We start from the raw sequence: 26046 nt of genomic DNA, 5'->3' as shown, positions 1-26046 counted from the left end.
GGTATTGCCCCCGGATTGCATCCGGGCTACGTAGCGTAGGAGCGAGCTCTGCTCGCGAACGGGACGCCTGCAAAGGCTTCGCGAGCAGAGCTCGCTCCTACCGGGTAGGGGTCAGAACGGCGCCGGGCACTCGAAACACATGCGCTCGCCGGTCTGCGGATGGGTCAGGCTGAGCATGCTGGCGTGCAGGCACAGGCGCGGCCAGGCGGCCAGGGCTCGTTCGTGGGCATACAGGCCGTCGCCCAGCAGCGGGTGGCCGATCGATAGCATGTGTACGCGCAGCTGGTGCGAGCGGCCGGTGATCGGCGTCAGCTCGACGCGGCAGTAGTCGCCGCAGCGCTCGAGAATGCGCCAGTAGGTCAGCGCATGTTTGCCCAGCTCATGGTCGACTACGTGGCGCGGCTTGGTGGGCGGGTCGTAGCGCAGCGGCAGGTCGATGCTGCCGCTGTCCTGCTCGGGCTGGCCCCAGCACAGGGCGGTATAGGCCTTCTCGGTTTCGCGGTCGTGGAACTGGCGGGACAGCTCGCGGTGGCTGTCAGCGTCGCGGGCGAGGACGATGATGCCCGAGGTCTCCCAGTCCAGACGATGGACAATGCGCGCCTCGGGGTAGCCGTTTTCCTGCAGGCGGGTCACCAGGCAGTCGCGGTTGTCCTCGGCGCGGCCGGGCACCGAGAGCAGCAGGGTGGGCTTGTTGATCACCAGCAGGGCGGCGTCCTGGTGGAGGATTTCGACATTCGACAGCGGCATTGGGGCTTCCACGGCTTTTTGTGTAGGAGCGAGCTCTGCTCGCGAAGCTTCGCCGTGCTGGCGTTCGCGAGCAGAGCTCGCTCCTACGGTGTGGCGACAAATGAAAACGGCGGCCTGGGCCGCCGTTTTCTACCATGCTCGGATCAACGATCCGGCAGGGTGATATTGAGTTCCAGAATGGAGCAGCTGCCCTGGTTTTCCAGCGCAACCTGCACCTGATCCTGCTCGATGTTGACGTACTTGCGGATCACCTCGACCAGTTCTTTCTGCAGGGCCGGTAGGTAGTCCGGCTGGCTGCGCTGGCCGCGCTCGTGGGCGACGATGATCGACAGGCGCTCTTTCGCAATCGAGGCAGGGGTTTCCTTCTTGCGCTCGCGAAAGAATTCGAAAATGTTCATTAGCGCGCTCCAAACAGGCGTTGCATGATTCCTTTCTTCTGCACATCGAGGAAGCGATGGGGCACTTCCTTGCCCAGCAGACGGTCGACGGCATCGCCGTAGGCCTGGCCGGCATCGCTCTCTTCGTCGAGGATTACCGGTACGCCCTGGTTGGAGGCTTTCAGCACGGCCTGGGATTCCGGGATCACGCCGAGCAGGTTGATGGCGAGGATTTCCTCGACGTCTTCCACGCCGAGCATTTCGCCCTTGGTCACGCGCTCAGGGTTGTAGCGGGTCAGCAGCAGACGCTCCTTGATCGGCTCCAGGCCCTGTTCGGCGCGGCGCGACTTGCTGGCCAGCAGGCCGAGCATGCGGTCGGAGTCGCGTACCGAGGAGACTTCCGGGTTGGTCACGACGATCGCTTCGTCGGCGAAGTACATGGCCAGGTGGGCACCGGTCTCGATGCCGGCCGGCGAGTCGCAGATGACGTATTCGAAGTTCTTCGACAGCTCCTCGATGACCTTGCCCACGCCTTCTTTGGTCAGCGCGTCCTTGTCACGGGTCTGGCTGGCGGCCAGCACGTAGAGGTTTTCCAGGCGTTTGTCCTTGATCAGGGCCTGGGTCAGGGTCGCTTCGCCGTTGATCACGTTGACGAAGTCGTACACCACGCGGCGCTCGCAACCCATGATCAGGTCGAGGTTACGCAGGCCGACGTCGAAGTCGACGATCACGGTTTTGTGGCCGCGCAGGGCGAGGCCGGTACCGATGGCGGCGCTGGTGGTGGTTTTACCCACGCCACCCTTGCCGGAAGTGACTACGAGGATCTTGGCCACGGTGATTTACCCCAAATATATGAAAAATAAGGCAATCAAGAGCCGATAAAACGGGCTTCCGGATGCCTTATATAAGTCCCTGAAAAGTGGCCGCAGTATCCGTTAAAGGCGGGTGATGTTCAACACGTCACCCGACAGGCTGACCTGTACCGACTGCCCCCACAGCGGATCACGGCGCAGATCCTCGGCTGTCTTGTACTGACCGGCCACGGAGAGCATTTCCGCGCCCATCTGCTGGCAGAAAATCCGCGCCTCGGCGTTGCCCTTGACCCCAGCCAGAGCACGACCGCGCATCGGACCGTAGACATGGATATTGCCATCGGCGAGAAGTTCCGCTCCGGCGCTGACTGGTGCCAGCACCACCAGGTCACCGCCCTGGGCATAGATCTGCTGGCCGCCGCGCACCGGGGTGGTAATGATCTTGCTCGGTTTGAGCGCCGGTTCGGCAGGTTTTTCCGGCTTCTTGCGGGTTTCCACCGGCTCGACCAGCTTCTCGCGGGCGCCAGATGGCGGCAGTACCGGCAGATCCAGGGCATTGGCGGCGGCGATGTCGTCCTCGCGGTTGGCGCGAATCGCCAGGGTGCGCAGGCCGTGGGTGCGGCACAGCTCCATCAGCTTGACCAGGTCGAGGCTGCCTTCGCCCTCCGGCAGCTTGTCCAGGGCCAGCACCAACGGGATGTTCTGGAAGAAGTTGGGGGCCTGGGCGACTTTGTCGGCCAACTGGCGGTCCAGGCGTTCCAGATCGTTGTGTGCCAGTTCCAGAATGGTGATGGCGAGCATGCTGCCCTTGAGCTGGAACACGGGGTCTTGGTCGAGGAGGTCGGCTTGGCTCATGGTCTACCCATCACACTGAATGGGCACGACTTATAGCGATTAGCCCGCATGGCCGCAAGCTGCGGCGAGTCCTGTAGAATGCGCGGCCCTGTCGTTTGTCCGGAATGATTCATGGATCGCCCGCAATTTCGTGCCTATTTCCTGCATCCACGCTTCTGGCTGCTGTGGCTGGGCCTGGGCCTGCTCTGGCTGGTTGCGCTGCTGCCTTACCGGGTGCTGATGCTGCTGGGCCGTGGCCTGGGTGCCCTGATGTACCGCCTGGCTGGCTCGCGGCGCAAGATTGCCGCACGCAACCTGGAGCTGTGCTTCCCTGAACTGTCTGCCGCCGAGCGTGAACGCCTGCTGCGGGAGAACTTCGCCTCCACCGGCATGACCTTCTTCGAGATGGCGATCAGCTGGTGGTGGCCGGCGGCACGCTTGCGTCGGTTGGGCACTATCGAAGGTATCGAACACCTCCGTCAGGCCGAGATCGAGGGGCAGGGCGTGATCCTCATGGCTCTGCATTTCACCACCCTGGAAATGGGCGGCGGCCTGCTCGGCATGGCCCAGGGCATGTACGGCATGTACCGTCCGCACAAGAATCCGCTGTTCGACTTCGTCCAGCGCAGTGGCCGCGAGCAGCGCCTGCTGGGGGTCATCGGTCGTGACGATGTGCGGGGCATGCTCAAGCTGCTGCGGGCCGGCGGGGTGGTCTGGTATGCGCCGGATCAGGACTATGGCGCCCAGCGCAGTATCTTCGTACCGTTGTTTGGCGTGCCGGCTGCCACGGTGACCGCCACCAGCAAGTTTGCCCGTCTGGGCAAGGCGCGGGTGATCCCCTTTACCCAGGAGCGCCTGGCCGACGGCTCCGGCTACCGCCTGACCATCCACCCGCCGCTGGCCGATTTTCCCGGTGAGAGCGAGGAAGCAGACTGCCTGCGCGTCAATCAGTGGATCGAGAGCGCCATCCGCCAGCACCCCGAGCAGTATCTGTGGGCCCACCGGCGCTTCAAGACCCGCCCGCCGGGGGAGCCCAAGCTGTATAAGAAGCGCCGTCGATAGCGGCGCCCTATACTGGCAAAAAAGACCCACGGGAATTGTCCATGAATCAGGCCGTACATTCCGACACCCCGGTGACAGGGCTGATTCTTTCCGGTGGCGGGGCACGGGCGGCATACCAGGTGGGCGTACTCAGCGCGATTGCCGACCTGTTGCCGAATGCGGCGCACAATCCTTTCCCAGTCATCGTCGGCACTTCGGCCGGGGCGATCAACGCGGTTGGCCTGGCCTGCGGGGCGTTGCACTTCACTGAGGCGATCCGCCGGCTGACCCAGGTCTGGCAGAACTTCCACTCCGATCAGGTTTACCGTACCGATTGGCCCGGCGTGTTGCACCAGGCCAGTCGCTTTATCGGCCACAGTCTGCTGGGCATCGGCGGCGATGTGCCGGTGGCGCTGCTCGACAGCTCGCCGCTGCGCGCCATGCTCGAGCGTGAACTGGATTTCTCCGGGATTGCCGCCGCGGTGCGCATGCGTCAACTGCGTGCGGTGGCGGTGACCGCCTTTGGCTACGAGAGTGGGCAGGCGGTGACCTTCTATCAGGGCCGGGCTGCCATCGACCCCTGGTTCCGCCACCGCCGGGTGGGCGTGCCGACCCGCCTGAGCCTCGACCACCTGCTGGCCAGCGCCTCGATTCCGTTGATTTTCCCGCCGGTGAAGGTCAACCGCGAGTATTTCGGCGATGGCGCAGTGCGCCAGTCGGCGCCCATCAGCCCGGCGCTGCACCTGGGGGCCACGCGCGTACTGGTGGTCGGGGTCAGCGGCAATCCGCTGGGGCGTGGGGCCAATCAGCTGGTGCCACGACCGCAGACGGGCAAGCCGCCGACCCTGGCGCAGATCAGCGGACACATGCTCAACAGCACCTTTATCGACAGCCTGGAAGGCGATATCGAAATGCTTGAACGACTCAACCACATGAGTCGCCTGGTGCCCTCCGGCCTGCATCCGCGCGGGCTGGGCCTGAAACCGGTGGAAGTGCTGGTGATTGCGCCGAGCCAGCCGCTGGATCAGATTGCCGCCCGCCACCGGCATGAGCTGGCCAAGTCGATGCGCTTCTTCCTGCGCGGTTCCGGGGCGACCAAGGCCAGCGGTGCCGGGGTGCTCAGCTACCTGCTGTTCGAGCCCGGCTACTGCAACGAGCTGATCGAGCTGGGTTACCAGGACGCCATGGCGCAGAAGGACGCCCTGGCCAGCTTCCTCGGCCTGGCCGTGGCCGTGCCGGCAGCAAGCATGGCCGATGTGCTGCCGGTGCCGTCGCCGCGCTGAGAACCTGTCCGACAGGCATCAGGCAGTCAGCTTGTCGTCACGAAAATCACGCAGGGCCTGCTCGATCTCCTCGCGGCTGTTCATCACGAACGGCCCGTACTGCACGATCGGCTCACCCAGGGGCGTGCCGGCAATCAGCAGTACGCGAGCGCCGGACTCGCTGGCCAGCTCGATCGCACCCTGCTCGGACAGACGCACCAGGCGGCTCTTGCCGATGGCATGGCCGTTCACGCCCAACTCGCCCTCATACACATACAGCAGCACCCGCTGGCCATCGGCCAGGCGTGGGGCAATCCGCGCGCCCGCTGGTAGCTGCAGGTCGAACAGCTGCGGCAGGGTGTGTGGGCGTTGTACGGCGCCGGCCTGTTGCACCTGGCCATCGTCGAACTGTCCGGCAATCACCGTGACGGCCACGCCATCCTGGGTAATCAGGCGCGGGATTTCCTCGGGTGCATAGTCGCGGTAGCCGGCTTCGCCAAGCTTGTCCTTGGCCGGCAGGTTGAGCCATAGCTGGAAGCCGCGCATCACGCCGGCCTGCTGCTCGGGCATCTCGCTGTGGATGATGCCGCGTGCGGCGGTCATCCACTGCACACCGCCGCTTTGCAGCAGGCCGACATTGCCCAGATGGTCCTCGTGGCGCATGCGCCCTTCGAGCATGTAGGTGATGGTTTCGAAGCCGCGGTGCGGGTGCGGGGGGAAGCCGGCGATGTAGTCGTCGGGGTTGTCGGAGCCGAACTCGTCGAGCATCAGGAACGGATCGAAACGCTCGATGCCGGCACCGCCGAAGACGCGGGTCAGGCGCACGCCGGCACCGTCCGCGGTGGCTTGGCCGATATGCTGGGAGACAACTTGGCGGAACTGGGTCATGGGGCACCTCCGAAGTGGGAATGTGCCCATGCTATGCCTGTCGATTGAATTGATGGTCGCGAAATTCGCGACAATTAAATCGATTTTATCGATGCATTTTCGTTACTCGGCGATCTGCAGCTTGCGCGCCTCGCGGTAGACATAGCGGATCTTCTCGTACTCGAACGGCGTGTTGAGCTGGCCATAGCGCAGGTTGGTGGTATGGCGCATGTCGACTACCTGCAGGGCGGTGATCTCCGGATGGTCACTGCTGATTTCACTGACATTGAGGTAGTTGATCTGGCTTTCCGCCGCGAAGTCGAACACCTTGCCGCCGGTGTCACGCAGGTTGGAGGGGCCGAGCAGCGGCAGCATCACATAGGGGCCGTCGGGCACACCGTAGAAGCCCAGGGTCTGGCCGAAGTCCTCGCTCTGCTTGGGCAGGCCGACGCGGCTGGCTGGGTCCCATAGCCCGGCCACGCCGACTGTGGTGTTGAGCAGCAGGCGCCCGGTGGTCTGCAGTGAGCGCTTGCCCTTGAGTTGCAGCAGGCTGTTGAGCAGGTTGGGCACGTCCCCCAGGTTGCTGAAGAAATTGCTCACCCCGCTGCGCACCACGCGTGGGGTGACATAGCGATAGCCGTCCACCACCGGTAGGAACACCCATTCGTCGAAGCGGTAGTTGAAGTGGTAGACCCCGCGATTCCACGATTCCCAGGGGTCGTAGACGTTCAGTGCGCTGAGGGTCGAGCGTTCGAACTCACGCTGGTCGAGGCTGGGGTTGAACTGCAGCTGGTCCAGCGGGTTGGTGAAACCGTCGGCATCGGTTGCAGCCTGGGCGGCAGCACCCAGCAGCGACAGGCCGAGCAGCAGTGCAGGTTGGACGAGAGCGTGCTTAGCCACGGAAGAACTCCAGCATGGCGTCGCTGTTGACGCGGTAATTGAGGTTGCCGCAGTGCCCGCCGAGCGGGTAGAGGGTCAGGCGCTCGCCGAAGGTGCGGCGCAGGAAGCCGATATCACCGGGGCCGAGAATGACGTCGTCGGCGTTGTGCATCACGGCCACCTTGCTGCTGCTTTTCAGGTAGTCCTCAAGGGCGTACAGGCTGACCTGGTCGATCAGTTGCGGCAGGCTGCCGCCTTCGTTCTTGGTACGCCAGTGAGGGATCAACTGTTCGGCCATGTAGCAGTCGAAGTCGCACTGCAGGGCGCGTTTGAAGAAAGGCGTCAGGCTGGTGCGGTCGGTAATCGGATACTGCGGGGGCGTAATCAGGCCACGGCGATTGATCAGGTCCGAGGTGAAGGCGATATCGGCCGAGGAGAAACGGAACGAACTGCCGATCAGCATGGCCAGTTGCTCGTTGCTCAACTGTTCGTCCGACTGCAGGAAGTCCCGCAGCATGGCGTCGTTGATGTCGATACGGCCTTCTTGCTGGAAGTAGCGTGCGAGTTTTTCCAGAACCTGCTCGAAATAGGTGGTGCCGCTGTCGATGCCCTTGACACGGGTTTGTACCAGGCGATCGAGATTGCTCACCGAGGTGTACAGGTTGACGGGTGGATTGAGCAGCAGCACGCGCTTGAAGTTGAAACTGCGCATGCGCTCGTCCAGCTCGCTGACGAAGGCCGCCTGCAGCCCGCCCAGGCTGTAGCCGGTGAGATGGTAGTCGCTGACCTCGAGCTTGGGATGCTGGGCGCGCACCGCCATCATGGCCCGGTACAGATCCTCCGCATCGTCGCGGGAGATGCCCGGCGTCGCGCTACGTGATGCCGCGCTCATGAAGTCATAGCTGGTCGGCGAGGACAGCTGCACTACGTGGTAGCCGGCGCCATAGAACAGGCGCTTGAGGTCTTCGGTCTTGCCACTGGCATAGTTGGCGCCGGTGCCGGCGATGATGAAGATCAGCGGCGCGCGGCCATCCTGCTGGGCCATGCGGTAGCGCAGTTTGGTCACGGGCCAGAAGTTTTCCGGCAACTCGAACTCGCGTTCGGGGCGCAGCTGGATGTCGTAGTCGGCCTGGTCGATGTCCTCATCGCTGGGCAGCTCGGGGCGCAGGGCCGGCGGTGTGCTGGCAATGGTCGCTTCGAACGGATTGCTCAAGGGGTAGCCGTAACTGGCGGCATCAATATCGGCAGCCTGCACTGCAGCAATGGAAAACAGGTTGCCGAGGAATACGGCAAGGATGGGCAAGCGCAACATGGCCAAGTCCCTTTGTGGAAGGCGTAGGGCAGTAAATAGTAGGGGCAGTGAATAGCAGGGGTGGGACAAGTGCAAGGATAAAGAGTGCCGCGTGCCATAGGGCCTGTTCCCGTTTCGTTCGCGGCCGTGAACGAAACGGGAACAGACCCTAGTCGATGCGCGTCAGCTGCTCTACCCAGATCAGTTCACAGGCGCCGTCGCCGGTGTCCTCGCGGCTCAGCGAGCTGAGCCAGCGGAAACCATCGTCACCCACCACCTCGACCAGCTGGCCGCTGAGGGCGATACGTTGGCCGGGTTCGACTTCGGCCAGTTGCTCGGCGACTGCCGCGTTGGCCGGAATCATGTGCATGTTGGCGCTATGGGTTTCGATCTCGCGGCGCGGGATGGGGAACTCATCGACATGCCAGCGATACCAGCGGTTGCCCTGGCTGATCTCGATCCGCTCGAGGATCTGCGGGTCGGCCATCGGGCCCCAGCCCAGGGCCAGGTCGACGGGCGCGATCTTGGCCCCGCGATCGAAGCGGTAGTCCTCGCGCGCCAGCACGCGGGCCTCGAGCTGGAAGGGCTCAAGAGGGGTGATGGTGTGGCCGGGCAGGCGATAGCTGGCACCACTCGACTGGCCGAAATCCGACAGTGGCGGCGATTGCAGCCAATCGCGGACGAGCCAGAGCGCGGCAACGATGGCGAGGGCATAGACCAGGCGACGGGTATTCATGCCAAGCATTCTAGAACGCCGTTGTTGCACAAATGAGCAGGCCGATTAAGCTGGGCGCCGCTTTTCGACCACCGGAGTTCGCCCATGTCCCGCCATCTGCCCCTGTTAACGCTGCTGCTGATCCTGCCATTGTGGCTGGCAGCCAGTTATGGCGTGCGTTTCGCTCTGATGGAGGATAGCCAGTGGGTTGGCCTGTGCGTCGACGAAGCGGCGCGTTGGGAATGCCAGGCCCGTGCCGGGTTGGGCTGGCTGATCCATTTTCGGGTGATCGCCTGGTCGGCCCTGGCGGTGGCGCTGCTGGCCTTTGTCATTCCGGCCCGTACCGGTCGAGCCCTGGCAGTACTGGCCCTGCTCCTCGGCTTGCCGGCCCTGGTGCTGTACAGCGCCAGCCTGGCCGTATTCGCCGTGGTACTAGCGGGGCTGCGTCTGGTGCGCAAGACGCCGATCAGCGCCTGAGGTATTGGCGAACAATGAAAAGGGACGCCCAGGCGTCCCTTTTGGCTTTCTGCCGGCGAGAACTATGCACTCAGGTGGGTTGCCTAGGCTGCGCAAAAAGCTTCTGACACCGGCAGCGCGTTACTCGACCCGCTGTTCGCCACTGAACACCAGGGTTGCCCGGCAGCGTCGGCAGAAGTAGCGGCGGCCCTGGCGCACCAGGCTGTGGCGCTGGCCGGAGAAGGGGAACTCGCCGTTCGGGCATTGGCACAGGTAGAGGTAGCGGGTGCTCTTGCGCCGGCCCACGTCATAGGTGTGGCAGCGATCCGGTGGCAGTTCGTAGACCCCGCGCATGATCAGTTGCCATTCCTCGCCATGGGGCTGGATGCGCCCACCGAACATTTCATGGGCGATCAGGTGCGCCACTTCATGGGCCACCGTCTGCTTGAGGAAGTGCTCGCGGTTTTCTGCATACAGCTTGGGATTGAAGCGCAGCAGGTTTTCCGTCAGATGCGCAACGCCGGCTTTCTGCCCGCGCAGCTTGAAGCTGACTTCGGGGCGGGGGAAGCGGCGCTTGAAGAAGTCTTCGGCCAGCAGGTAGCAGGCTTCGACGCGGGTGTGGAGAAGTTCGGGCATATGCCGATTATGCCCGTGCGTGCGTATCCCAGAAAACACAAAGCCGCCAGAAGGCGGCTTTGTCGGCGGCAGGCCGGGGTTTCTAAACAACGACTCTAGCTGGTGTACACCGGACCCACGCCGAAGCCCCAGAGAATCACCGAGCAGGCGATCATCGCCACCAGCACCACCAGGCCGACGGCCAGGACCGAACTGGAGAACATGAAGCCTTCGTCCTCGGGGATATTCATGAAGGTCGGCAGTCCCGCGTACAGCAGGTAGACCGTGTAGCAGATGGCGCTGGTGCCGATGAACATCGCCAGCCACAGGCTTGGATAGAGCGCTGCAACGCCGCCAATGAACAGTGGGGTGGCCGTATAGGCGGCGAACACCACGCATTGGGTCAGGCTGGGATTGGAGTCATAGGTGCGTGCCATCCAGTGGATAAAGGCACCCATCACGGCGATCCCGGCAAGCATCGCCAGGTAGGACATGATGGTCATTTGCAGTGCACTGGCTTCCGTCAGTTTGACCGGTGCCCCATCGCCCACGGTCCAGCCCACCTGGGTGGTGCCGAAGTAGGCGCAGAGAGCCGGAATGGCCGCGAGAATCAGGACGTGGGTCAGGTACATGTGGCTGATGGATTCTTCCTCGCCACGGATTTCCTGCCACTCTTGGTCGGGATGGGTGAAGAGCCCCCAAACATGGTGGATCATGCAGACACCTCCTCTTGTTATTGTCGATCGCCCCCAACGCAACGCCCGCTGCGCGTATGCAGCGCCAGCGGGTGCAGGCCGAATCACTGCGACCGTATGACGCAGTATAGGCAAACGGCGGAGGCCGCGTGAGTCGTGGCTTTAGAGCGAATTGCTCTCTACAGGTCAGCCGTAATAGCGCTGCAGTATTTCCATGGCCAGGTTGATCGACTGCAGACGGCTGGTGCTGCCGCCACGATCCGGATGGTGCTGGCTCACCAGTTGCCGGTAGCGCAGCTTGATAGTGGCGAGATTGAGCGCTTGCTCGCTGTCCAGCTCGAACAGCTCGAGTGCCGCGCGCTTCTCGTCGCCGCCCTGCATGCGGGTCCAGAAGCTGGCCAGGAGCTTTTCCACATCGGCTTCGTCGGTGTCACGCAAATGCTGCAGATTGAGATAGTAGTCACGCAACGGATCGTGTTCGGCCAGCTCGCGGCTGCCTGGTTGCCAGGGTAGTAATTGCACGCACAGCGGGCTGATCTGCAGATGCGCGGCCTCTGTTTGCCACAGGCGATCACGCAGCAGGTAGAGGGCGTTGAACAGCAGGAAGTGGGTGCGGAACAGCACCAGCTTGTCGGTCAGGTCGAGGTGGGGAATATGCGTGGAATGCCGTTGCTTGAGCTGCTGGATCAGCTGGTATTCGCTGATCCCGCTCGGCGCGGCGCGCAGCAGTTCGTGCACTTGCTCGGTTAGGTCGAGGGCGGGGTTGAGTTCGCTATTCATCGTTTGAGCCTAACATGGGCTGCCGCCGCTGGCCTTTGTGCGTAAAATAGCCAGCTTTTCGCCTTCCCCGGATTCTTCAGCGCCATGTCCACCAGCCTTTCGGTCAACCAGAACAAACTGCAGAAACGCCTGCGCCGCCAGGCCGGCGAAGCCGTCACCGACTTCAACATGATCGAGGATGGCGACAAGGTGATGGTCTGCCTGTCCGGCGGCAAGGACAGCTACACCATGCTCGACATCCTGCTGTACCTGCAGAAGGTGGCGCCGATCCAGTTCGAGATCGTCGCGGTGAACATGGACCAGAAGCAGCCGGGCTTCCCCGAGCATGTGCTGCCGGCCTACCTGGAATCCATCGGTGTGCCGTACCACATCATCGAGAAGGACACCTACTCGGTGGTTAAGGACAAGATCCCGGAAGGCAAGACCACCTGCTCGCTGTGCTCGCGCCTGCGCCGCGGCACCCTCTATACCTACGCCGACGAGATTGGCGCGACCAAGATGGCCCTCGGTCACCACCGCGACGACATCCTGGAAACCTTCTTCCTCAACATGTTCTACGGCGGCACCCTCAAGGCCATGCCGCCCAAGCTGCTGTCCGACGACGGCCGCAACGTGGTGATCCGCCCGTTGGCCTACTGCAGCGAGAAGGACATCGAGGCTTACTCGGTGCTCAAGGAATTCCCGATCATCCCGTGCAACCTCTGTGGCTCGCAGGAAAACCTGCAGCGTCAGGTGGTCAAGGAGATGCTCACCGAATGGGAGCGCAAGTCGCCGGGACGTACCGAGATCATGTTCCGCGCCCTGCAGAACGTGGTGCCCTCGCAGCTGGCCGACCGCAACCTGTTCGACTTCCAGAGCCTGAAGATCGACGACAGCGCCACGCCGCGCTTTCTCGATGTGATGAGTCTCTGACCTATGGCTCCCTCTCCCACTTGTGGGAGAGGGGAGTCTAGGCCTGGCGCATGATCAGCTCGGCCACTTCGCGGCCTTCGACGAACTGCTCCTGCACCAGGCGTTGCACATCGGCTTCACTGCGTACCTGATACCAGGCGCCGGGCGGATAGACGCTGAGCGTCGGCCCCTGGTCGCAGGGGAATTGGCACTGGGTGCGGGTGATGTGCACGCCACCCGCGCACTCCAGCTTCCCGGCTGCTTTCAACTCCTCGCGCAACAGCTTCCACAAGGGCAGGGCGCCGCGCCGGGTACAGCGCGGGCCGTTGCACAGCAGCACGCGGTAGTGATGCGGCGGAATGCACGACCAGCTGTGGCTCTCCGGCAGTTGCGGAATGTCCACGCAGCCCAGGTGGCGCTCGGGCTGCTGGATCAGTTCGGCCAGCGCGGCGACATCTTCGGCATTGCCGGCGCAGACAAACAAGTGAGCGGCCTGCTCGCCGGCCAGGGTCTTGAGCTGGTCGCGCAACCAGTCCAGCTGCTGACTGCCGCCCAACGGGTCGAGATCGACCAACAGCAGCGGCAGTTCGCCGGCTTCCAGGCAGTCGCGCAGCCGTGCCCACAGCGCGTCGTAGCCAGCGCCGGTATCGCAGAGATCGTCCAGCACGGCGGCGCCAAGGTGCTCGATCAACTGGCGGCGCAGCAGCTCGGCAAAGCTGCCTTGGTTCAGGTCTGGCCCGGCGAACAGCACGCGGGCGTAGTGGGCGGTCTTCATGGCGTTTCTCGGAGCAGGGGTTGCAGGGCTTGCCATAGGAATTCGGGATCGGTGAAGGCGCGCTCCACCTCGGGCAGTTCCGGGCGCGCCAGCAGCAGCACCGGCAAGCCGCGCTCACGGGCCACCTGCAGCTTGGCCTCGGTGGCCCCGCCACCACTGTTCTTACTGATCAGCACGTCGAAGTGTTCGGCGGCGAACAATTCACGCTCGCCCTCTAGATTGAACGGGCCGCGGTTGGCGATGATCCGTGCACGCGCATGGCCCGGGTGGGCGTCGAGCAGGCGCAGGGTCCAGAACTGTTCGGCGGGGATCGCCTCGAGGTGTTCCAGCGGCTCGCGGCCGAGGGTGAAGAAGGGCCGGCGAAAGGGCGCAAGGGCGTTGCGCAGTTCGGGCCAGTCGGCTACTTCGCGCCAGTTGTCCCCGCTGCCTGCCTGCCAGCCGGGCCGGTGCAGGGCCCAGCAGGCAATGCCGGCAAGTTGCGCGGCGCGGGCGGCATTGGCGCTGATCTGCGCGGCATAGGGATGGGTGACGTCCAGCAGCAGGTCGATGCCTTCGCTGGCGATGAAGCGCGCCAGGCCCTCAGTACCGCCGAAGCCACCCACGCGCACCTGGCAGGCCAGATCGCTTGGCACCTTGCCCAGTCCGGCCAGGCTGTAGATATGCCTGGGGCCGAGGCGGCGGGCGATGGCCAGGGCGTCGCCGACCCCGCCGAGCAGGAGGATGCGTGGGCTCAAGGCTTGCGCACCTGCAGCAGGGTGATCGGCAGGGCGCTGCGCCAGGTGTCAAAGTCGCCCAGCGGTTGGGCCTGGGCCACGCTGATGCGGGTCAGCTCGCCGCCGTGCTGTTCGCGGAAGGCCACCAGCATGGCCTCGCTTTGCAGGGTCACCGCGTTGGCGATCAGCCGGCCGCCGGGCTTGAGCGCCTGCCAGCACTGCTCCAGCACGCCGGGCAGGGTGACGCCACCGCCGATAAAGATGGCTTCGGGTCGCTCCAATCCATCCAGCGCCTGCGGTGCGCTGCCGGCCACCAGTTGCAGGGCCGGCACGCCGAGGGCGTCGCGGTTGTGCTGGATCAGCTGCTGTCGGCCGCTGTCGGCCTCGATGGCGATGGCCCGGCAGCTGGGGTGTGCGCGCATCCACTCGATGCCGATCGAACCGCAACCGGCGCCCACGTCCCACAGCAGCTCGCCGGGCGTCGGCGCCAGGCGGGCCAGGGTGATGGCGCGTACGTCGCGTTTGGTCAGCTGGCCGTCGTGGCGATAGGCCTCGTCCGCCAGGCCGCAGGTCAGTGGCAGACGCACGGCGTTTGCGTCGGCCAGGCATTCCACTGCCAGCAGGTTGAGGGCGGCGACTTCGTCGATGCTCCAGCTCTCGGCCAGACCGTCGATACGCCGTTCCAGTTCGCCGCCGAGGTGCTCCAGCACCGTCAGCCGGCTGGAACCGAAGCCGCGTTCGCGCAGCAGGGCGGCGATGGCGGCCGGGCTGCAGCCGTCGTTGCAGAGGATCAGCAGGCGCTGGCCGGCATGGATCTGCGCGTTCAAGGCCGCCAGCGGCCGCGCCACCACCGACAGCAGGCTCACCTCCTGCAAGGGCCAGCCCAGGCGCGCGGCAGCCAGCGAGTAGGAGGAGGGCGCCGGCAGCACGCGCATCTCGCCTTCGCCTAATTGCCGCGCCAGGCTGGCGCCGACGCCGAACAGCATGGGGTCGCCGCTGGCCAGCACGCACACCGGCGTGCCGCGCCGCTGCAGCACCGGCGCCAGGCTGAACGGGCTCGGCCAGCTCTGCCGCGGCGCACGGATGCACGGCGGCAGCAGCTCCAGCTGGCGCGGCGCACCGACGATCTGCTCGGCCGCCAGCAGCGCGCGGCGCGCGGCTTTGCCAAGGCCGGCGTAGCCGTCTTCGCCGATTCCCACCACCGTCAGCCAGGCTGTCATGCGTGTTTCCTCGATCTGTTGCGGGCGACATGCGGGCTTGGCCTGGCGCCGGAAAAAGCGGGCATAATAGCGCCTTCGTCGGTGCCCGGCGTTTTCACGGACGTCACCAAGGGCCTAAGAGGGAACACGGATCAACCGTGGCTGCCCCCGCAACTGTAAGCAGCGAGTCTGTCGCACGAGTGCCACTGGGAAACCGGGAAGGCCGCGACCGATGCCGACCTGCCAGCCAGGAGACCTGCCGACGACGCTAGTCGCGAGTGCCAACATCGGGCGGGGTGTACCGATGCCAAGGAATCCCTGTCTGCGGATTCCGCTGGTTCGGTCGCCGCGTCGTTGTTTTTCGGTGACCGCTTGCAGCCCGATCCCTGTGTTTCCGTCGCATCCACTCCCAGGCCGTCTGCCTGTCCGGGGCTGTGGCGCATCGTGTCCGCGCTGGACGGTGGCATCTGCCGGGTCAAGCTGCCGGGTGGTAGCCTTTCCAGCGACCAGGCCCGTGCGGTGGCCGGGGCCGCGAGGCTGTGCGGCAGCGGCGTGCTGGAGCTGACCAACCGCAGCAACCTGCAGATTCGCGGCGTGGGCGACAGCGAGCACGCGGCACTGGTGCAGCACCTGCTGGCCGCCGGCCTCGGCCCGCGAGTTGCCGCCGCCGACGATGTGCGCAACCTGCTGCTCAGCCCCGCCGCCGGCCGCGATCCGCTCGCCTTGCTCGATACCCGCCCGCTGGCCGAGCAGCTGCTGGCGTTGCTGCAGGACACGCCCGCCTTCCACGGCCTTTCCGCCAAGTTCGCCCTGCAGCTGGATGGCAGCGAAGCGCTGACCATGCTCGACCACCCCCACGACCTCTGGCTCAGCGCCTTGCCCGGCGGCACCCGGCTGGCTTTCGGCCTGGCCGGATGCCCGCGTGATGCGGCCCTGGGCGTGGTCGAGGTGGGGCAGGCGCCGCAGCTGGTGCAGGCCGTGCTGGAGCTGTTTCTCCAGCTGGCCGGCGAACACAGCCGCATGCGTCAGTTGCTCGCCGAACTGCCGGTGGCGGACTTTCTCGCCCGTCTGCCAGTGCCCCTGGATCGCGACGTGCCGTTGCGCGCGCGCGCCCAAACAGCTGCCGTAGCGCTCGGTATGCACCCCCAGGCCCAGGCCAGCTTGGTCATGCTGCTGGCCGGCGCGCCGCTGGGCCGGCTGGAGGCCGTGCAGCTGTGGGCCCTGGCCGATCTGGCCGAAGCCGAGGGCAGCGGTGAGCTGCGCCTGACGCCCTGGCAGGGCGTGCTGCTGCCGGATATTCCCGTCGCCCGCCAGGCCGCCGTGACGGCCGCTCTGGAAGAGATCGGCCTGCTGCTGGATGCCGGCGAGCCGCTGAGCCAGCTGCTCGCCTGCAGCGGCTCGGCCGCCTGCGCCAAGGGCCTGGCCGACACCAAGGCCGATGCCCTGCACTTGGCCGAACTGCTGCGCGCCGGCCGCGTCCAGCCGCAGGTGCACCTCAGCGGCTGCCCGCGCTCCTGCGCCGCCGCACATACCGCTCCCTTCACCCTGCTGGCGCAGCCCGGCGGGCGTTACCAGCTCTATCAGCGCACCGCGGGCGTGGCCGGTTTCGGCCACCTGCTGGCGCCTTCCCTCAGCATCGAAGAAGCCGGCGCTTGGTTCGCCGCGCATCACGAGTCAGGAACCTCTGCATGATCGATTACATCCGCGACGGACAGGAAATCTACCGCCAGTCCTTCGCCACCATCCGCGCCGAGGCCGACCTGTCGGCCATCCCGGCCGACCTGGAAAAACTCGCCGTGCGCCTGATCCACGCCTGCGGCATGGTCGACGTGGTGCAGGATCTGCGCTTCTCGCCGGGTGCCGGTGCCGCCGGGCGTGCTGCGCTGGCCAAGGGCGCGCCGATCCTCTGCGATGCGCGCATGGTCGCCGAGGGCATCACCCGTGCGCGCCTGCCGGCGGGCAACCCGGTGCTATGCACCCTGCACGATGCCGGCGTGGTGGAGCTGGCTCGCGAGCTGGGTAACACCCGCTCGGCGGTGGCCTTGGAGCGCTGGCGCGAACACCTGGAAGGCAGCGTGGTGGTGATCGGCAACGCGCCGACCGCGCTGTTCTACCTGCTGGAAATGCTCGACGCCGGCGCGCCAAAACCGGCGCTGATCCTCGGCATGCCGGTGGGCTTTATCGGCGCGGCGGAGTCCAAGGACATGCTCGCCGCCGACAGCCGCGGCGTGCCTTACGTGATAGTGCGCGGCCGCCGTGGTGGCAGCGCCATGGCCGCCGCGGCGGTCAACGCCCTGGCCACGGAGGTGGAGTGATGACGGGCAAAGGACGTCTGCTCGGCCTCGGCGTTGGCCCCGGCGACCCGGAGCTGATCACCCTCAAGGCCCTGCGCCTGTTGCAGTCGGCGCCGGTGGTTGGCTACTTCGTGGCCAAGGCCAAGGCGAATAAAGGCCAGGGCGGCAACGCCTTCGGCATCATCGAGGCGCATCTGGCTGAGGCCCAGCAGCGCCTGCCGCTGGTCTACCCGGTGACCACCGAGAAGCTCGAACCGCCGCTGAGTTACGAGGCGGTGATCAGCGACTTCTACGACACCTGCGCGGTGCAGATCGCCCGGCACCTGGACGCCGGCCGCGACGTGGCGGTGATCTGCGAGGGCGACCCGTTCTTCTACGGCTCCTACATGTATCTGCACGACCGCCTGGGCGCGCACTACCAGGTCGAGGTGGTGCCCGGCGTGTGCTCCATGCTCGGCTGCGCCTCGGTGCTCGGCACCCCGCTGGTGTACCGCAACCAATCCTTGAGCGTGCTCTCCGGCGTGCTGCCCGAAGACGAACTCAAGCGCCGCCTGCAGGACGCCGAAGCCGCCGTGGTGATGAAGCTCGGGCGCAACTTCGACAAGGTGCGCCGGGTGCTGCGCGAGCTGGGCCTGGATCGGCGTGCGCACTACGTCGAGCGGGCGACCATGGGCAACCAGCGCATCGTGCCGCTGGATGAAGTGGAGCCGATGTCCTCGCCGTATTTCTCGATGATCCTGGTGCCAGGCGAGAAATGGCGCGGCTGAACCGCCACTCCTCGTCGTAGCCCGGATGCAATCCGGGGATAACCGCGCTCCCGGATTGCATCCGGGCTACCCGCCACGCAATGCCAGCACAATGGAACAAGCCATGCACCCATCCCCGGCCATCGTCATTCTCGGCGCCTCTGCCCTGGCCATCGCCCGCCGCCTGCAGAGCCTCTACCCGCAGGCCGCGATCCACGGCCTGCGCGAGCGGGTGGGGGGCGTCGAGCAGCCCTATGACGACTTCGGCGCCACCCTGCGCGGGCTTTACCGCGCCGGCACGCCGATCATCGCCCTGTGCGCCGCCGGCATCGTTATCCGCAGCCTGGCTCCGCTTTTGGCGGAAAAGGGTGCCGAGCCGCCGGTGCTGGCCGTGGCCGAGGACGGCAGCGCCGTGGTGCCGCTGCTCGGCGGGCTCAGCGGAGTGAATATTTTGGCCCGCGAGATCGCCGCGCTGCTGGCCGTGGCGCCGGCCATCACCACCAGCGGCGAGCTGCGCTTCGGCACCTGTGTGCTCAACCCGCCAGAAGGCTACGTGCTGGCCGACCTGGAGCAGGGCAAGCGCCTGGTCAGCGACCTGCTCGGCGGCGAGTCGCTGCACATCGATGGCCATGCGCCCTGGCTGCAGGCGGCGAACCTGCCGCTGGATGCGCAGGCCAGCCGCTGCATCCGCATCAGCCCGCAGCGGACGGAGCAGGGCGGCGTGCTGCTGATCCACCCGCGCCTGGTTCTGGCCCGTTGCAGTGCGCTGGACGGCGATCTGCCCTGCACCGTGCGCACCGCCCTGCAGCAGGCCGGCCTGGCCGAGGCGGCGCTGGCCGCGCTGCTGGTCGATGCAGCCGCCATGGCCCAGCCACAGCTGGCCGCCGCCGCCGAGCTGGGCGTGCCGCTGCGCTTTATCGATACGGCAACCAGCTTGCCCGCTGCTGTGCATGACCAAGCGGGCATCAGCCTGCATCTGGCCGCCAGCCCGGAAGCCGCCGCGCAAACCGGCCGGCCGCGCGGTCGCCTCAGCGTGATCGGCCTCGGTCCCGGTTGCGCCGAGCTGATGGCCCCGGCCGTGCGCCAGGCGCTGGACCAGGCCGAGGACGTACTCGGCTACGAGACCTACGTGACTATGGCCGGGCCGTTCCGTGCCGAGCAGCTGCTGCACGCCAGCGACAACCGCGAGGAACTGCAGCGCGCCGCCCATGCCTTCCAGCTGGCTGCCCAGGGGCGGCGCGTGGTGATGGTGTCGTCCGGCGACCCCGGCGTGTTCGCCATGGCCGCCGCCGTGCTCGAAGCGCTGGAGGTCTGCAGCGATGCGGCCTGGCAGGCGGTGGAACTGGAGGTGCTACCGGGCATCTCCGCCGCCCTGGCCACCGCGGCCAAGGCCGGCGCGCCGCTGGGCCACGACTTCTGCATGCTGTCGCTGTCGGACAACCTCAAGCCCTGGGCGATGATCGAAAAGCGCCTGGACCACGCCGCCGCCGCCGACCTGGCCATGGCCTTCTACAACCCGATCTCCCGCGCGCGCCCCTGGCAGCTCGGTCGCGCCCTCGACATCGTTCGCCAGTACCGCACGCCGCAAACCCTGGTGGTACTCGGCCGCGACATCGGCCGCCCGGCGGAGGCGCTGCGCATGCTCACTCTCGGTGAGCTGACGCCGGAGCTGGTGGACATGCGCACCTTGGTGATCATCGGCTCCAGCCAGACCCGCCGCTTCCCGCGCGCGGGTGGCGGGGAGTGGGTGTATACGCCGCGCTGGTATCCGCAAAGCTAGGCACGGGCAGCCAGTTCGAGCTTTTATCTCAACAGAAAGTGATGCTTTGCGTAATTTTCTGTTGAGATAACGGCTGGCCGGGTCTACCTTAAGTGACAGTTACCGTTACTTTCCGTTGAGCCATGCGCATGCAACCCCATCGCCCACTCACCCAGCCTATCCGCCGCTTGTACGCTGGCCTGGACGCGCTGGCATCCGCGGAGCGCTACCTGTTTACCCCCGTGGACATTCGCGCCCTGGTGCCGGATATCTCAGTCGAGGCCTATCGCGCCCTGCTCAGCCGAGCGGCCAAGGAGGGGCAGCTGGAGCGCGTCTGTCGCGGCCTTTACCTGTATCGACCGGCCAAGCCCAGCACCGGGCTGCTGCTGTTTCATGCCGCCGCGCGCCTGCGTGCGCAGGAGTTCAACTACATCAGCCTGGAAACGGCGCTCAGCGATGCCGGGGTCATTTCGCAGATCCCGCTGAACTGGATCACGCTCATGTCCTCGGGGCGCAGCAGTCGGATTGCGTGCGGCCGTTGGGGCACCATCGAGTTCGTGCATACCCGGCAGAAACCGCAGAACCTGGCCGCCCAGCTCGACTACGACCAGCGCTGTCACCTGTGGCGAGCCCAGCCGCCCCTGGCGTTGCGTGATATGAAAGTGGCGAAACGCAATCTCGAACTGATCGACTGGAGCGCCGTCCATGAGCTTGTTTGACCGGCTGGTAGACCAGGCCCTTGCCCATAATGCGGACTTGGCGAGCCTGCGCGTCGTGGTGGAAAAGGAACTCCTGCACCACGACATCCTGCTGGCGCTGGGTGAAGCTGGACTGCTGGAGAGGCTCTGCTTTATCGGCGGCACCTGCCTGCGCGCCTGCTACGGCTCCAACCGCCTGAGCGAAGATCTGGACTTTACCGGTGGTGCCGATTTCCACCGCGACGACCTGGCCCAGCTTAAGAGCACCCTGATCGACAGGTTGCAGACCAAGTACGGCCTGCAGGTGGACGTCAGCGAGCCGAGCAAGGAGTCCGGCACTGTCGACACCTGGAAGCTGAAGATCCAGACCCGCCCCGAGGCCCGGCATCTGCCAGCCCAACGCATCAATATTGATGTCTGCGCCATTCCCACTCATATGAGCACGCCGAAGACCCTGCTCAACCCCTATGGCGTGGAGATGGGCACCCAGGGCCTGATCCTCAATGCCGAGGCGCTGGAGGAGATCTATGTCGACAAGATTCTGGCCTTCGCCCTGCGCCGTGGGCGGATCAAGAACCGCGATCTCTGGGATTTGCTATGGCTCAAGCAACAGGGAGTAGAGCCCGCGCTGGAGCTGCTGCCGAGCAAGCTTGCCGATCACCGGGTAGACGCCCAGGAATTTTTACGTAAGCTCGCCGAGCGCGAGGCCTCCATTACCTCCGATCCCCAGGTGAAGCAGGATTTTCGCACGGAGATGCAGCGCTTCCTGCCGTCACGGATCGTCGCCGAGACGGTGAACAACGACAGGTTCTGGGGCTATCTGGCGAGCGAGATTCCTGCGCTGATGCGCCGAGTCGAGGTTCAACTGGGTGGAGGGGCGGCACGGACGGGTGAATTCCTGATGTAGTCGCGCCGACTACGCTCTTCGTTGTTCGTCCATCCGATCAGCGCAGGAGCCAGGCCATGTCGCACCAGCCCGCCCATGAGGTACCCAACCAGTTCGTCGAGTGCAATGGCCGCCGCCTGGCCTATCGGGTGATCGGCGAGGGGCGGCCGTTGCTGCTGTGCGTGCGCTTTCGCGGCACCATGGATTCCTGGGATCCGCTGTTCCTTGATGCGCTGGCCGAGCAGGGATTCAAGGTGCATGTGTTCGACTACAGCGGCCTGGGTCTGTCCGGCGGCGAGCGTAGCTACGACCCGGCGCGCCTGGCGCGCGATGCGCTCGACCTGATCGGCGCGCTGGGTCTGCAGCGAGTGGTGCTCGGCGGCTGGTCGCTCGGCGGCATCGCCGCCCAGTTGGTGTTCCTGCAGGCGCCGCAGCTGCTCAGCCACCTGGTGCTGTTCGGCACCACCCCGCCCGGCGAGCTGGTGCGCACTGGTGAGGCACTGTTCTACCAACTGGCGCGGCGCGATAACGACTTCGAGGACTTCGTCCACCTGTTCTTCGAGCCGCTCTCCGACGACAGCCGCGCTGCCGCCGCGCGCTCGGCCGAGCGCATCGCCTCGCGCCGCCAGGGCCAGTGCCCGCCGGTGCCCTACGAGTGGGCGGGCCAGCAACTGGGCGAGGGGCCGCGCAACCCGGCGTTGCCGGTGCCGCCGCTGCTCGATGCGCTCAAACGCACGCGGATTCCCGTACTGCATATTGGCGGCAGCCACGACATCGTCTTCCCAGTGGAGAGCTGGCATGCGCTCAGTGGTGTGCTGCCGACCCTGCACCTGCTGACGTTGCCCAGTTCCGGCCATGGCCCACACCTGCAGTATCCGCAGGTCTGTGCCAGATACCTGGCGACGTTCGTCGAGAGTGAGGGCGCGGCTTAGAACCTGTTTCGGATCGCGGAAACGCCCCTTTCCCGTGAACGGGCGAAGGGGCAAAAGCGCACCGCACCTTCCCTGCACGCCGTTATGGCGATGCCAAAAGATCCGGAACAGGTTCTTAGGCCTTGAGCGCCTCGCCGATGGCATAGAAGTGCCCGCCGGCCACATGGTGCAGGCTGCGCCAGGCCGGGTCGGCGTCTTCGAAGTGCCAGCGGCCGTTGTTGAACACCCGATCATCGGCCCAGGCACCGACCACCTCGCCGATAAACAGGTCGTAGGTGTTCTGGTTGTGCGGCTCGGCGATCAGCTCGCAGGCCAGCCAGGCCGAGCAACCGGCGACGAAGGGCATGTCGTGGCCGGCCTGCTCGAACAGCTGCACGCCGGCCTTGGCCAGCTTGTCCGGCTCATCCTTGAGGCTGTGGTTGCCGACCTGCTCGGTCAGTTGCAGCTGCGCCGCCGTCGGCACCTGGATGACGAAACGGCCGCTGTGCTCGATCAGCTCGCGGGTGCGGGTGGCCTTGTCCAGCACCACGGTCAGCTTGGGCGGAGCAAAGTCCAGCACACAGGCCCAGGCTGCCGCCATCACGTTGTCCACACCGGCGTGGCGGGCCGAGACCAGCACGGTGGGGCCGTGGTTGAGCAGGCGGTAGGCCTTGGCCAGATCGACGGTGGCGAGGTGGGGATGCATGAGGGCTCCTGATGACAGAATTGGGGGAGGCGGCAGGCAACTGCGGGTGGCTGGTCGCCGGTGCGGGTGCAGATGTCGCCGTTGCGATTTTTCTGCAGCGCACTTGGTGCTAAATAGAGTGGCTAACCCTATCGCGTAATGCCGTGCAACGAGAACCGCTATGAGCATCCATCCTGAGACCAGCCGTAAACATCCAGTCAGCCAGCCTGTGGCGGCGGTGAGCGCATGATCGAAGTCACCGAGCTGTCCATCGCCGACCTGCGCGCCGCGCTCGAAGCCGGCCGCACCAGCGCCGTCGAGCTGGTCCAGGCCTATCTGGCGCGGATTGATGCTTACGATGGCCCCGCCACATCCACCGCGCTGAATGCCGTGGTGGTGCGTAACCCCGAGGCTCTGGCCGAGGCACAAGCCTCCGACGCCCGCCGCGCGCGTGGCGAGACCCTCAGTCCGCTCGATGGCATCCCCTATACGGCCAAGGACAGCTACCTGGTCAAGGGCCTGACGGCCGCCTCCGGCAGCCCGGCGTTCAAGGATCTGGTCGCCCAGCGCGACGCCTTCACCGTCGAGCGCCTGCGCGCTGGCGGCGCCATCTGCCTGGGCAAGACCAACATGCCGCCCATGGCCAACGGCGGCATGCAGCGCGGCGTGTATGGTCGCGCGGAAAGCCCGTACAACGCCGCCTACCTCACCGCGCCCTTCGCCTCGGGCTCGTCCAACGGCGCCGGCACGGCCACCGCGGCCAGCTATGCCGCCTTCGGCCTGGCCGAGGAAACCTGGTCGAGCGGCCGTGGCCCGGCCTCGAACAATGGCCTGTGCGCCTACACACCGTCGCGCGGGGTGATCTCGGTGCGCGGCAACTGGCCGCTGACCCCCACCATGGACGTGGTGGTGCCTTACGCGCGGACCATGGCCGACCTGCTCGAAGTGCTCGACGTGGTGGTGGCGGACGACCCCGACACTCGTGGCGACCTGTGGCGCCTGCAGCCCTGGGTGCCTATCCCCAAGGCTTCGGCGGTGCGCCCGGCTTCCTACCTGGAACTCGCCGCCACGCGTGATGCCCTCAAGGGCAAGCGCTTCGGCGTGCCGCGCATGTTTATCAACCAGGATGAGCTGGCCGGCACCAGCGAAAAGCCGGGTATTGGCGGCCCGACCGGCCAGCGCATTCATACCCGCGCCACGGTGATCGAGCTGTGGCAGCGGGCGCGCCAGGCCCTCGAAGCGGCTGGCGCCGAAGTGCTAGAGGTGGATTTCCCGCTGGTCTCCAATTGCGAGGGCGATCGCCCCGGCGCGCCGACCGTGTACAACCGCGGCCTGGTGTCCAAGGAGTTCCTCCATGATGAGCTGTGGGAGCTGTCAGGCTGGGCGTTCGACGACTTCCTGCGGGCCAACGGCGATCCGAAGCTGAACAAGCTCGCCGATGTCGACGGCCCGCTGATCTTCCCCCACGACCCCGGCACGCTGCCGAATCGCGAAGACGACCTGGCCGCCGGCATGGACGAATACGTGAACATGGCCAAGCGTGGCCTGAAAAACTGGAACGAGATCGCGACGCTGCCCGACGGCCTGCGCGGCCTGGAACAGACCCGCAAGATCGATCTGGAAGACTGGATGGATGGCCTCGGACTGGACGCGGTGCTGTTCCCCACAGTGGCCGACGTCGGCCCGGCGGACGCCGACGTGAACCTGGCCTCGGCGGATATCGCCTGGAGCAACGGCGTCTGGGTGGCCAACGGCAACCTGGCCATCCGCCACCTGGGCGTGCCCACCGTCACCGTGCCGATGGGGGTGATGGCGGATATCGGCATGCCGGTGGGGCTGACCTTTGCCGGGTGTGCCTATGACGACTCGGCGTTGCTGCGTTTGGCGGCGGCGTTCGAGGCGACGGGTTCGAAGCGGTTGGTGCCGCCGCGGACTCCGCCATTGGCACGCGGCTAGCCTCTAGCTGGGTGGGTGGGCAAGCGCGCCGCGATGCCCACCCGCTGGCGCGTGCCGGCTACTCCTCGAAGCGACTGCTGGCGTCACGATCGCGCTCGTACCGTCTGGCTAGCGGAAACGGCGGCAACCAGGACTCGCGCCGGATGATCCAGCTTTCGTAGGTGGGCATCAGTTGGTCGGGAGCATCCAGGGCCCCCAGGTTCACTTCGATTTCGTCGGCGCTGCGGGCGAAAACGGACGAGCCGCAGCGCGGACAGAAAAAACGCCCGGCGTAGTCGCGTGTTTCGCCCTCGATCGTCACCGCATCCTGCGGGAATATCGCGGAAGCGTGAAAAAGGCTGCCGTGATGCTTGCGGCAGTCGAGGCAGTGACACAGGCCGACCCGATAGGGCCGTCCCGACGCGACGATGCAAACGTTGCCGCACAGGCAACCGCCCGTGAATCGCTCCATGCTGCGTCTCCTCTAACATCAAGCACTGGGAATCTTTACAACGAACCCCGGCGGGCGTCCATGCACGATTTCGATGGCTCCCACGCTCCGCGTGGGAGCCCAGCCCGTGACGCTCTGCGTCACAGAGCTGTTGGCCGGTACAAAGCAGCGAGTGGACGCAGGAGCGTCGAAGGCGGCATTCCCACGCGGAGCGTGGGAACGATCAATTGGAGTTGCCTGACAATGTGTGCAATTGGTGGACAAGCTTCGCGTTGTCCACCCTACAAAAGCTGACCTATGCGTAGGGTGGAAAACCGCGAAGCGTTTTCCACCGTGGACATCCGGGCTACCTGCTGAAGGTTTCGATGGCTCCCACGCTCCGCGTGGGAGCCAAGCCCGTGGCGCTCTGCGTCACAGAGCTGTTGGCCGGTACAAGGCAGCGGGTGGACGCAGGAGCGTCGAAGGCGGCATTCCCACGCGGAGCGTGGGAACGATCATCCGCGAAGCGGCAAGAAGAACTAACAAGCAACTCGGAGCCCGAACCCCGTCAGGAGGCCGAGTGGAGGTGTTGCGTAGGGGGACGAGCCGCATGGATGCGGCGAGAGGCTTAAAGGGCCAGGGACGGCCCTTGTAAGCCGGCCCCCGGAGCGACACCGGAGGGAGGGGAGTTTCGCGCAGCGAAACCCGGATGTCGGGCGCGCTTTCTCTTTGGTTACTTTCTCTTTGCGCGTG

Annotated in this window: 28 protein-coding genes and 1 riboswitch; of the genes, 12 read left to right on the top strand and 16 right to left on the bottom strand. The window is 65.8% G+C overall.

What is annotated here, in order from left to right; all coding sequences use genetic code 11:
• Nucleotides 1-111: 111 nt before the first annotated feature.
• From HNE05_RS13025 to minC, 4 genes are all read right to left on the bottom strand, one after another.
• Nucleotides 112-747, bottom strand: a complete 636-nt coding sequence (locus HNE05_RS13025; protein ID WP_173207979.1) for an RluA family pseudouridine synthase — start codon at nt 745-747, stop codon at nt 112-114.
• 143 nt (nt 748-890) lie between these two features.
• Nucleotides 891-1145 carry a cell division topological specificity factor MinE gene (gene minE, locus HNE05_RS13020; protein ID WP_173207976.1) on the bottom strand — a complete coding sequence of 85 codons (255 nt, stop codon included), beginning with the start codon at nt 1143-1145 and terminating at the stop codon, nt 891-893.
• Nucleotides 1145-1957 (bottom strand): septum site-determining protein MinD, encoded by an 813-nt coding sequence (gene minD, locus HNE05_RS13015; protein WP_173207973.1) that lies wholly within the window; start codon nt 1955-1957, stop codon nt 1145-1147. The genes minE and minD overlap by 1 nt, the downstream gene beginning before the upstream one ends.
• Nucleotides 1958-2059: 102 nt before the next feature.
• On the bottom strand, nt 2060-2791 hold the full coding sequence (gene minC, locus HNE05_RS13010; protein WP_173207970.1) for a septum site-determining protein MinC: 732 nt from the start codon (nt 2789-2791) through the stop codon (nt 2060-2062).
• A gap of 111 nt (nt 2792-2902) precedes the next feature.
• On the opposite strand from minC, the gene HNE05_RS13005 reads away from it, so the two are divergent.
• Together HNE05_RS13005 and HNE05_RS13000 are read left to right on the top strand one after the other, a co-directional pair.
• Nucleotides 2903-3832, top strand: a complete 930-nt coding sequence (locus tag HNE05_RS13005) for a lipid A biosynthesis lauroyl acyltransferase (RefSeq protein ID WP_173207967.1) — start codon at nt 2903-2905, stop codon at nt 3830-3832.
• A gap of 41 nt (nt 3833-3873) precedes the next feature.
• Nucleotides 3874-5094 carry a patatin-like phospholipase family protein gene (locus HNE05_RS13000; protein WP_173207964.1) on the top strand — a complete coding sequence of 407 codons (1221 nt, stop codon included), beginning with the start codon at nt 3874-3876 and terminating at the stop codon, nt 5092-5094.
• Nucleotides 5095-5112: 18 nt separating this feature from the next.
• Here the strand turns inward: HNE05_RS13000 and HNE05_RS12995 are convergent, their stop codons facing one another.
• From HNE05_RS12995 to HNE05_RS12980, 4 genes are all read right to left on the bottom strand, one after another.
• Nucleotides 5113-5961, bottom strand: coding sequence for a pirin family protein (locus HNE05_RS12995; protein ID WP_173207961.1), 849 nt, complete (start codon nt 5959-5961; stop codon nt 5113-5115).
• Between the two features lie 102 nt (nt 5962-6063).
• Nucleotides 6064-6840 (bottom strand): MlaA family lipoprotein, encoded by a 777-nt coding sequence (locus HNE05_RS12990; RefSeq protein ID WP_173207958.1) that lies wholly within the window; start codon nt 6838-6840, stop codon nt 6064-6066.
• Entirely contained in the window at nt 6833-8131 is a 1299-nt protein-coding gene (locus HNE05_RS12985) for an alpha/beta fold hydrolase (protein WP_173207955.1), read from the bottom strand. Before HNE05_RS12985 ends, HNE05_RS12990 begins: the two co-directional genes overlap by 8 nt.
• A gap of 148 nt (nt 8132-8279) precedes the next feature.
• Nucleotides 8280-8846, bottom strand: a complete 567-nt coding sequence (locus tag HNE05_RS12980) for a hypothetical protein (RefSeq protein ID WP_173207952.1) — start codon at nt 8844-8846, stop codon at nt 8280-8282.
• Nucleotides 8847-8930: 84 nt separating this feature from the next.
• Between HNE05_RS12980 and HNE05_RS12975 the strand changes: the two genes are divergently transcribed.
• The gene (locus HNE05_RS12975) at nt 8931-9302 is read left to right on the top strand and encodes a hypothetical protein (protein WP_173207949.1); all 372 of its coding nucleotides are present in this window, start codon (nt 8931-8933) and stop codon (nt 9300-9302) included.
• A 120-nt stretch (nt 9303-9422) separates the two neighbouring features.
• Here HNE05_RS12975 and HNE05_RS12970 read toward each other — a convergent pair whose 3' ends face one another.
• The 3 genes from HNE05_RS12970 to HNE05_RS12960 all read right to left on the bottom strand — a co-directional run bounded on the left by HNE05_RS12970 (nt 9423) and on the right by HNE05_RS12960 (nt 11371).
• Nucleotides 9423-9917: a SprT family zinc-dependent metalloprotease gene (locus HNE05_RS12970; RefSeq protein WP_173207946.1), complete on the bottom strand. Its 495-nt coding sequence runs from the start codon at nt 9915-9917 to the stop codon at nt 9423-9425.
• Between the two features lie 95 nt (nt 9918-10012).
• Nucleotides 10013-10612 (bottom strand): Yip1 family protein, encoded by a 600-nt coding sequence (locus HNE05_RS12965; protein WP_173207943.1) that lies wholly within the window; start codon nt 10610-10612, stop codon nt 10013-10015.
• A gap of 165 nt (nt 10613-10777) precedes the next feature.
• Complete coding sequence (locus tag HNE05_RS12960) at nt 10778-11371, bottom strand: DNA-J related domain-containing protein (protein ID WP_173207940.1); 594 nt, start codon at nt 11369-11371, stop codon at nt 10778-10780.
• An 84-nt stretch (nt 11372-11455) separates the two neighbouring features.
• On the opposite strand from HNE05_RS12960, the gene ttcA reads away from it, so the two are divergent.
• A complete protein-coding gene (gene ttcA / locus HNE05_RS12955; protein ID WP_173207937.1) occupies nt 11456-12283 on the top strand; it encodes a tRNA 2-thiocytidine(32) synthetase TtcA in 828 nt (275 codons plus the stop codon).
• A gap of 37 nt (nt 12284-12320) precedes the next feature.
• On the opposite strand, the gene HNE05_RS12950 is transcribed toward ttcA, so the two are convergent.
• The 3 genes from HNE05_RS12950 to cbiE are packed head-to-tail and all read right to left on the bottom strand — an operon-like array spanning nt 12321 to nt 14970.
• Nucleotides 12321-13037 (bottom strand): (2Fe-2S) ferredoxin domain-containing protein, encoded by a 717-nt coding sequence (locus tag HNE05_RS12950; RefSeq protein WP_173207934.1) that lies wholly within the window; start codon nt 13035-13037, stop codon nt 12321-12323.
• Nucleotides 13034-13771, bottom strand: a complete 738-nt coding sequence (locus HNE05_RS12945; protein WP_173207931.1) for a cobalt-precorrin-6A reductase — start codon at nt 13769-13771, stop codon at nt 13034-13036. The genes HNE05_RS12950 and HNE05_RS12945 overlap by 4 nt, the downstream gene beginning before the upstream one ends.
• Nucleotides 13768-14970: a precorrin-6y C5,15-methyltransferase (decarboxylating) subunit CbiE gene (cbiE, locus tag HNE05_RS12940; RefSeq protein ID WP_173207928.1), complete on the bottom strand. Its 1203-nt coding sequence runs from the start codon at nt 14968-14970 to the stop codon at nt 13768-13770. Before cbiE ends, HNE05_RS12945 begins: the two co-directional genes overlap by 4 nt.
• 62 nt (nt 14971-15032) lie before the next feature.
• Nucleotides 15033-15227, top strand: a riboswitch (cobalamin riboswitch).
• A 40-nt stretch (nt 15228-15267) separates the two neighbouring features.
• Here cbiE and cobG point away from each other — a divergent pair.
• The 7 genes from cobG (at nt 15268) to HNE05_RS12905 (ending at nt 22264) form a co-directional block, all read left to right on the top strand.
• Nucleotides 15268-16641: a precorrin-3B synthase gene (gene cobG / locus HNE05_RS12935; RefSeq protein ID WP_420827007.1), complete on the top strand. Its 1374-nt coding sequence runs from the start codon at nt 15268-15270 to the stop codon at nt 16639-16641.
• Nucleotides 16638-17264 carry a precorrin-8X methylmutase gene (locus HNE05_RS12930; RefSeq protein ID WP_173207922.1) on the top strand — a complete coding sequence of 209 codons (627 nt, stop codon included), beginning with the start codon at nt 16638-16640 and terminating at the stop codon, nt 17262-17264. The genes cobG and HNE05_RS12930 overlap by 4 nt, the downstream gene beginning before the upstream one ends.
• A complete protein-coding gene (locus HNE05_RS12925) occupies nt 17264-18010 on the top strand; it encodes a precorrin-2 C(20)-methyltransferase (protein ID WP_173207919.1) in 747 nt (248 codons plus the stop codon). Before HNE05_RS12930 ends, HNE05_RS12925 begins: the two co-directional genes overlap by 1 nt.
• A 103-nt stretch (nt 18011-18113) precedes the next feature.
• Nucleotides 18114-19769, top strand: a complete 1656-nt coding sequence (gene cobJ / locus HNE05_RS12920; protein ID WP_173207916.1) for a precorrin-3B C(17)-methyltransferase — start codon at nt 18114-18116, stop codon at nt 19767-19769.
• 128 nt (nt 19770-19897) lie between these two features.
• Complete coding sequence (gene abiEi / locus HNE05_RS12915) at nt 19898-20467, top strand: type IV toxin-antitoxin system AbiEi family antitoxin (protein ID WP_173207913.1); 570 nt, start codon at nt 19898-19900, stop codon at nt 20465-20467.
• Entirely contained in the window at nt 20454-21353 is a 900-nt protein-coding gene (locus HNE05_RS12910; protein ID WP_173207910.1) for a nucleotidyl transferase AbiEii/AbiGii toxin family protein, read from the top strand. The genes abiEi and HNE05_RS12910 overlap by 14 nt, the downstream gene beginning before the upstream one ends.
• 56 nt (nt 21354-21409) lie before the next feature.
• Nucleotides 21410-22264, top strand: a complete 855-nt coding sequence (locus HNE05_RS12905; RefSeq protein WP_173207907.1) for an alpha/beta fold hydrolase — start codon at nt 21410-21412, stop codon at nt 22262-22264.
• Between the two features lie 115 nt (nt 22265-22379).
• Here the strand turns inward: HNE05_RS12905 and HNE05_RS12900 are convergent, their stop codons facing one another.
• Nucleotides 22380-22949 (bottom strand): flavin reductase family protein, encoded by a 570-nt coding sequence (locus HNE05_RS12900; protein WP_173207904.1) that lies wholly within the window; start codon nt 22947-22949, stop codon nt 22380-22382.
• Between the two features lie 225 nt (nt 22950-23174).
• On the opposite strand from HNE05_RS12900, the gene HNE05_RS12895 reads away from it, so the two are divergent.
• Nucleotides 23175-24884: an amidase gene (locus HNE05_RS12895; protein WP_173207901.1), complete on the top strand. Its 1710-nt coding sequence runs from the start codon at nt 23175-23177 to the stop codon at nt 24882-24884.
• A 58-nt stretch (nt 24885-24942) separates the two neighbouring features.
• On the opposite strand, the gene HNE05_RS12890 is transcribed toward HNE05_RS12895, so the two are convergent.
• Entirely contained in the window at nt 24943-25335 is a 393-nt protein-coding gene (locus HNE05_RS12890; RefSeq protein ID WP_173207898.1) for a GFA family protein, read from the bottom strand.
• Nucleotides 25336-26046 lie beyond the last annotated feature (711 nt).

The sequence above is a fragment of the Pseudomonas campi genome (genome assembly GCF_013200955.2).
Classification (GTDB): Bacteria; Pseudomonadota; Gammaproteobacteria; order Pseudomonadales; family Pseudomonadaceae; genus Aquipseudomonas; species Aquipseudomonas campi.
Note: the sequence above shows the minus strand (reverse complement) of the source record. Positions and strands in the feature narration are given on the sequence as shown.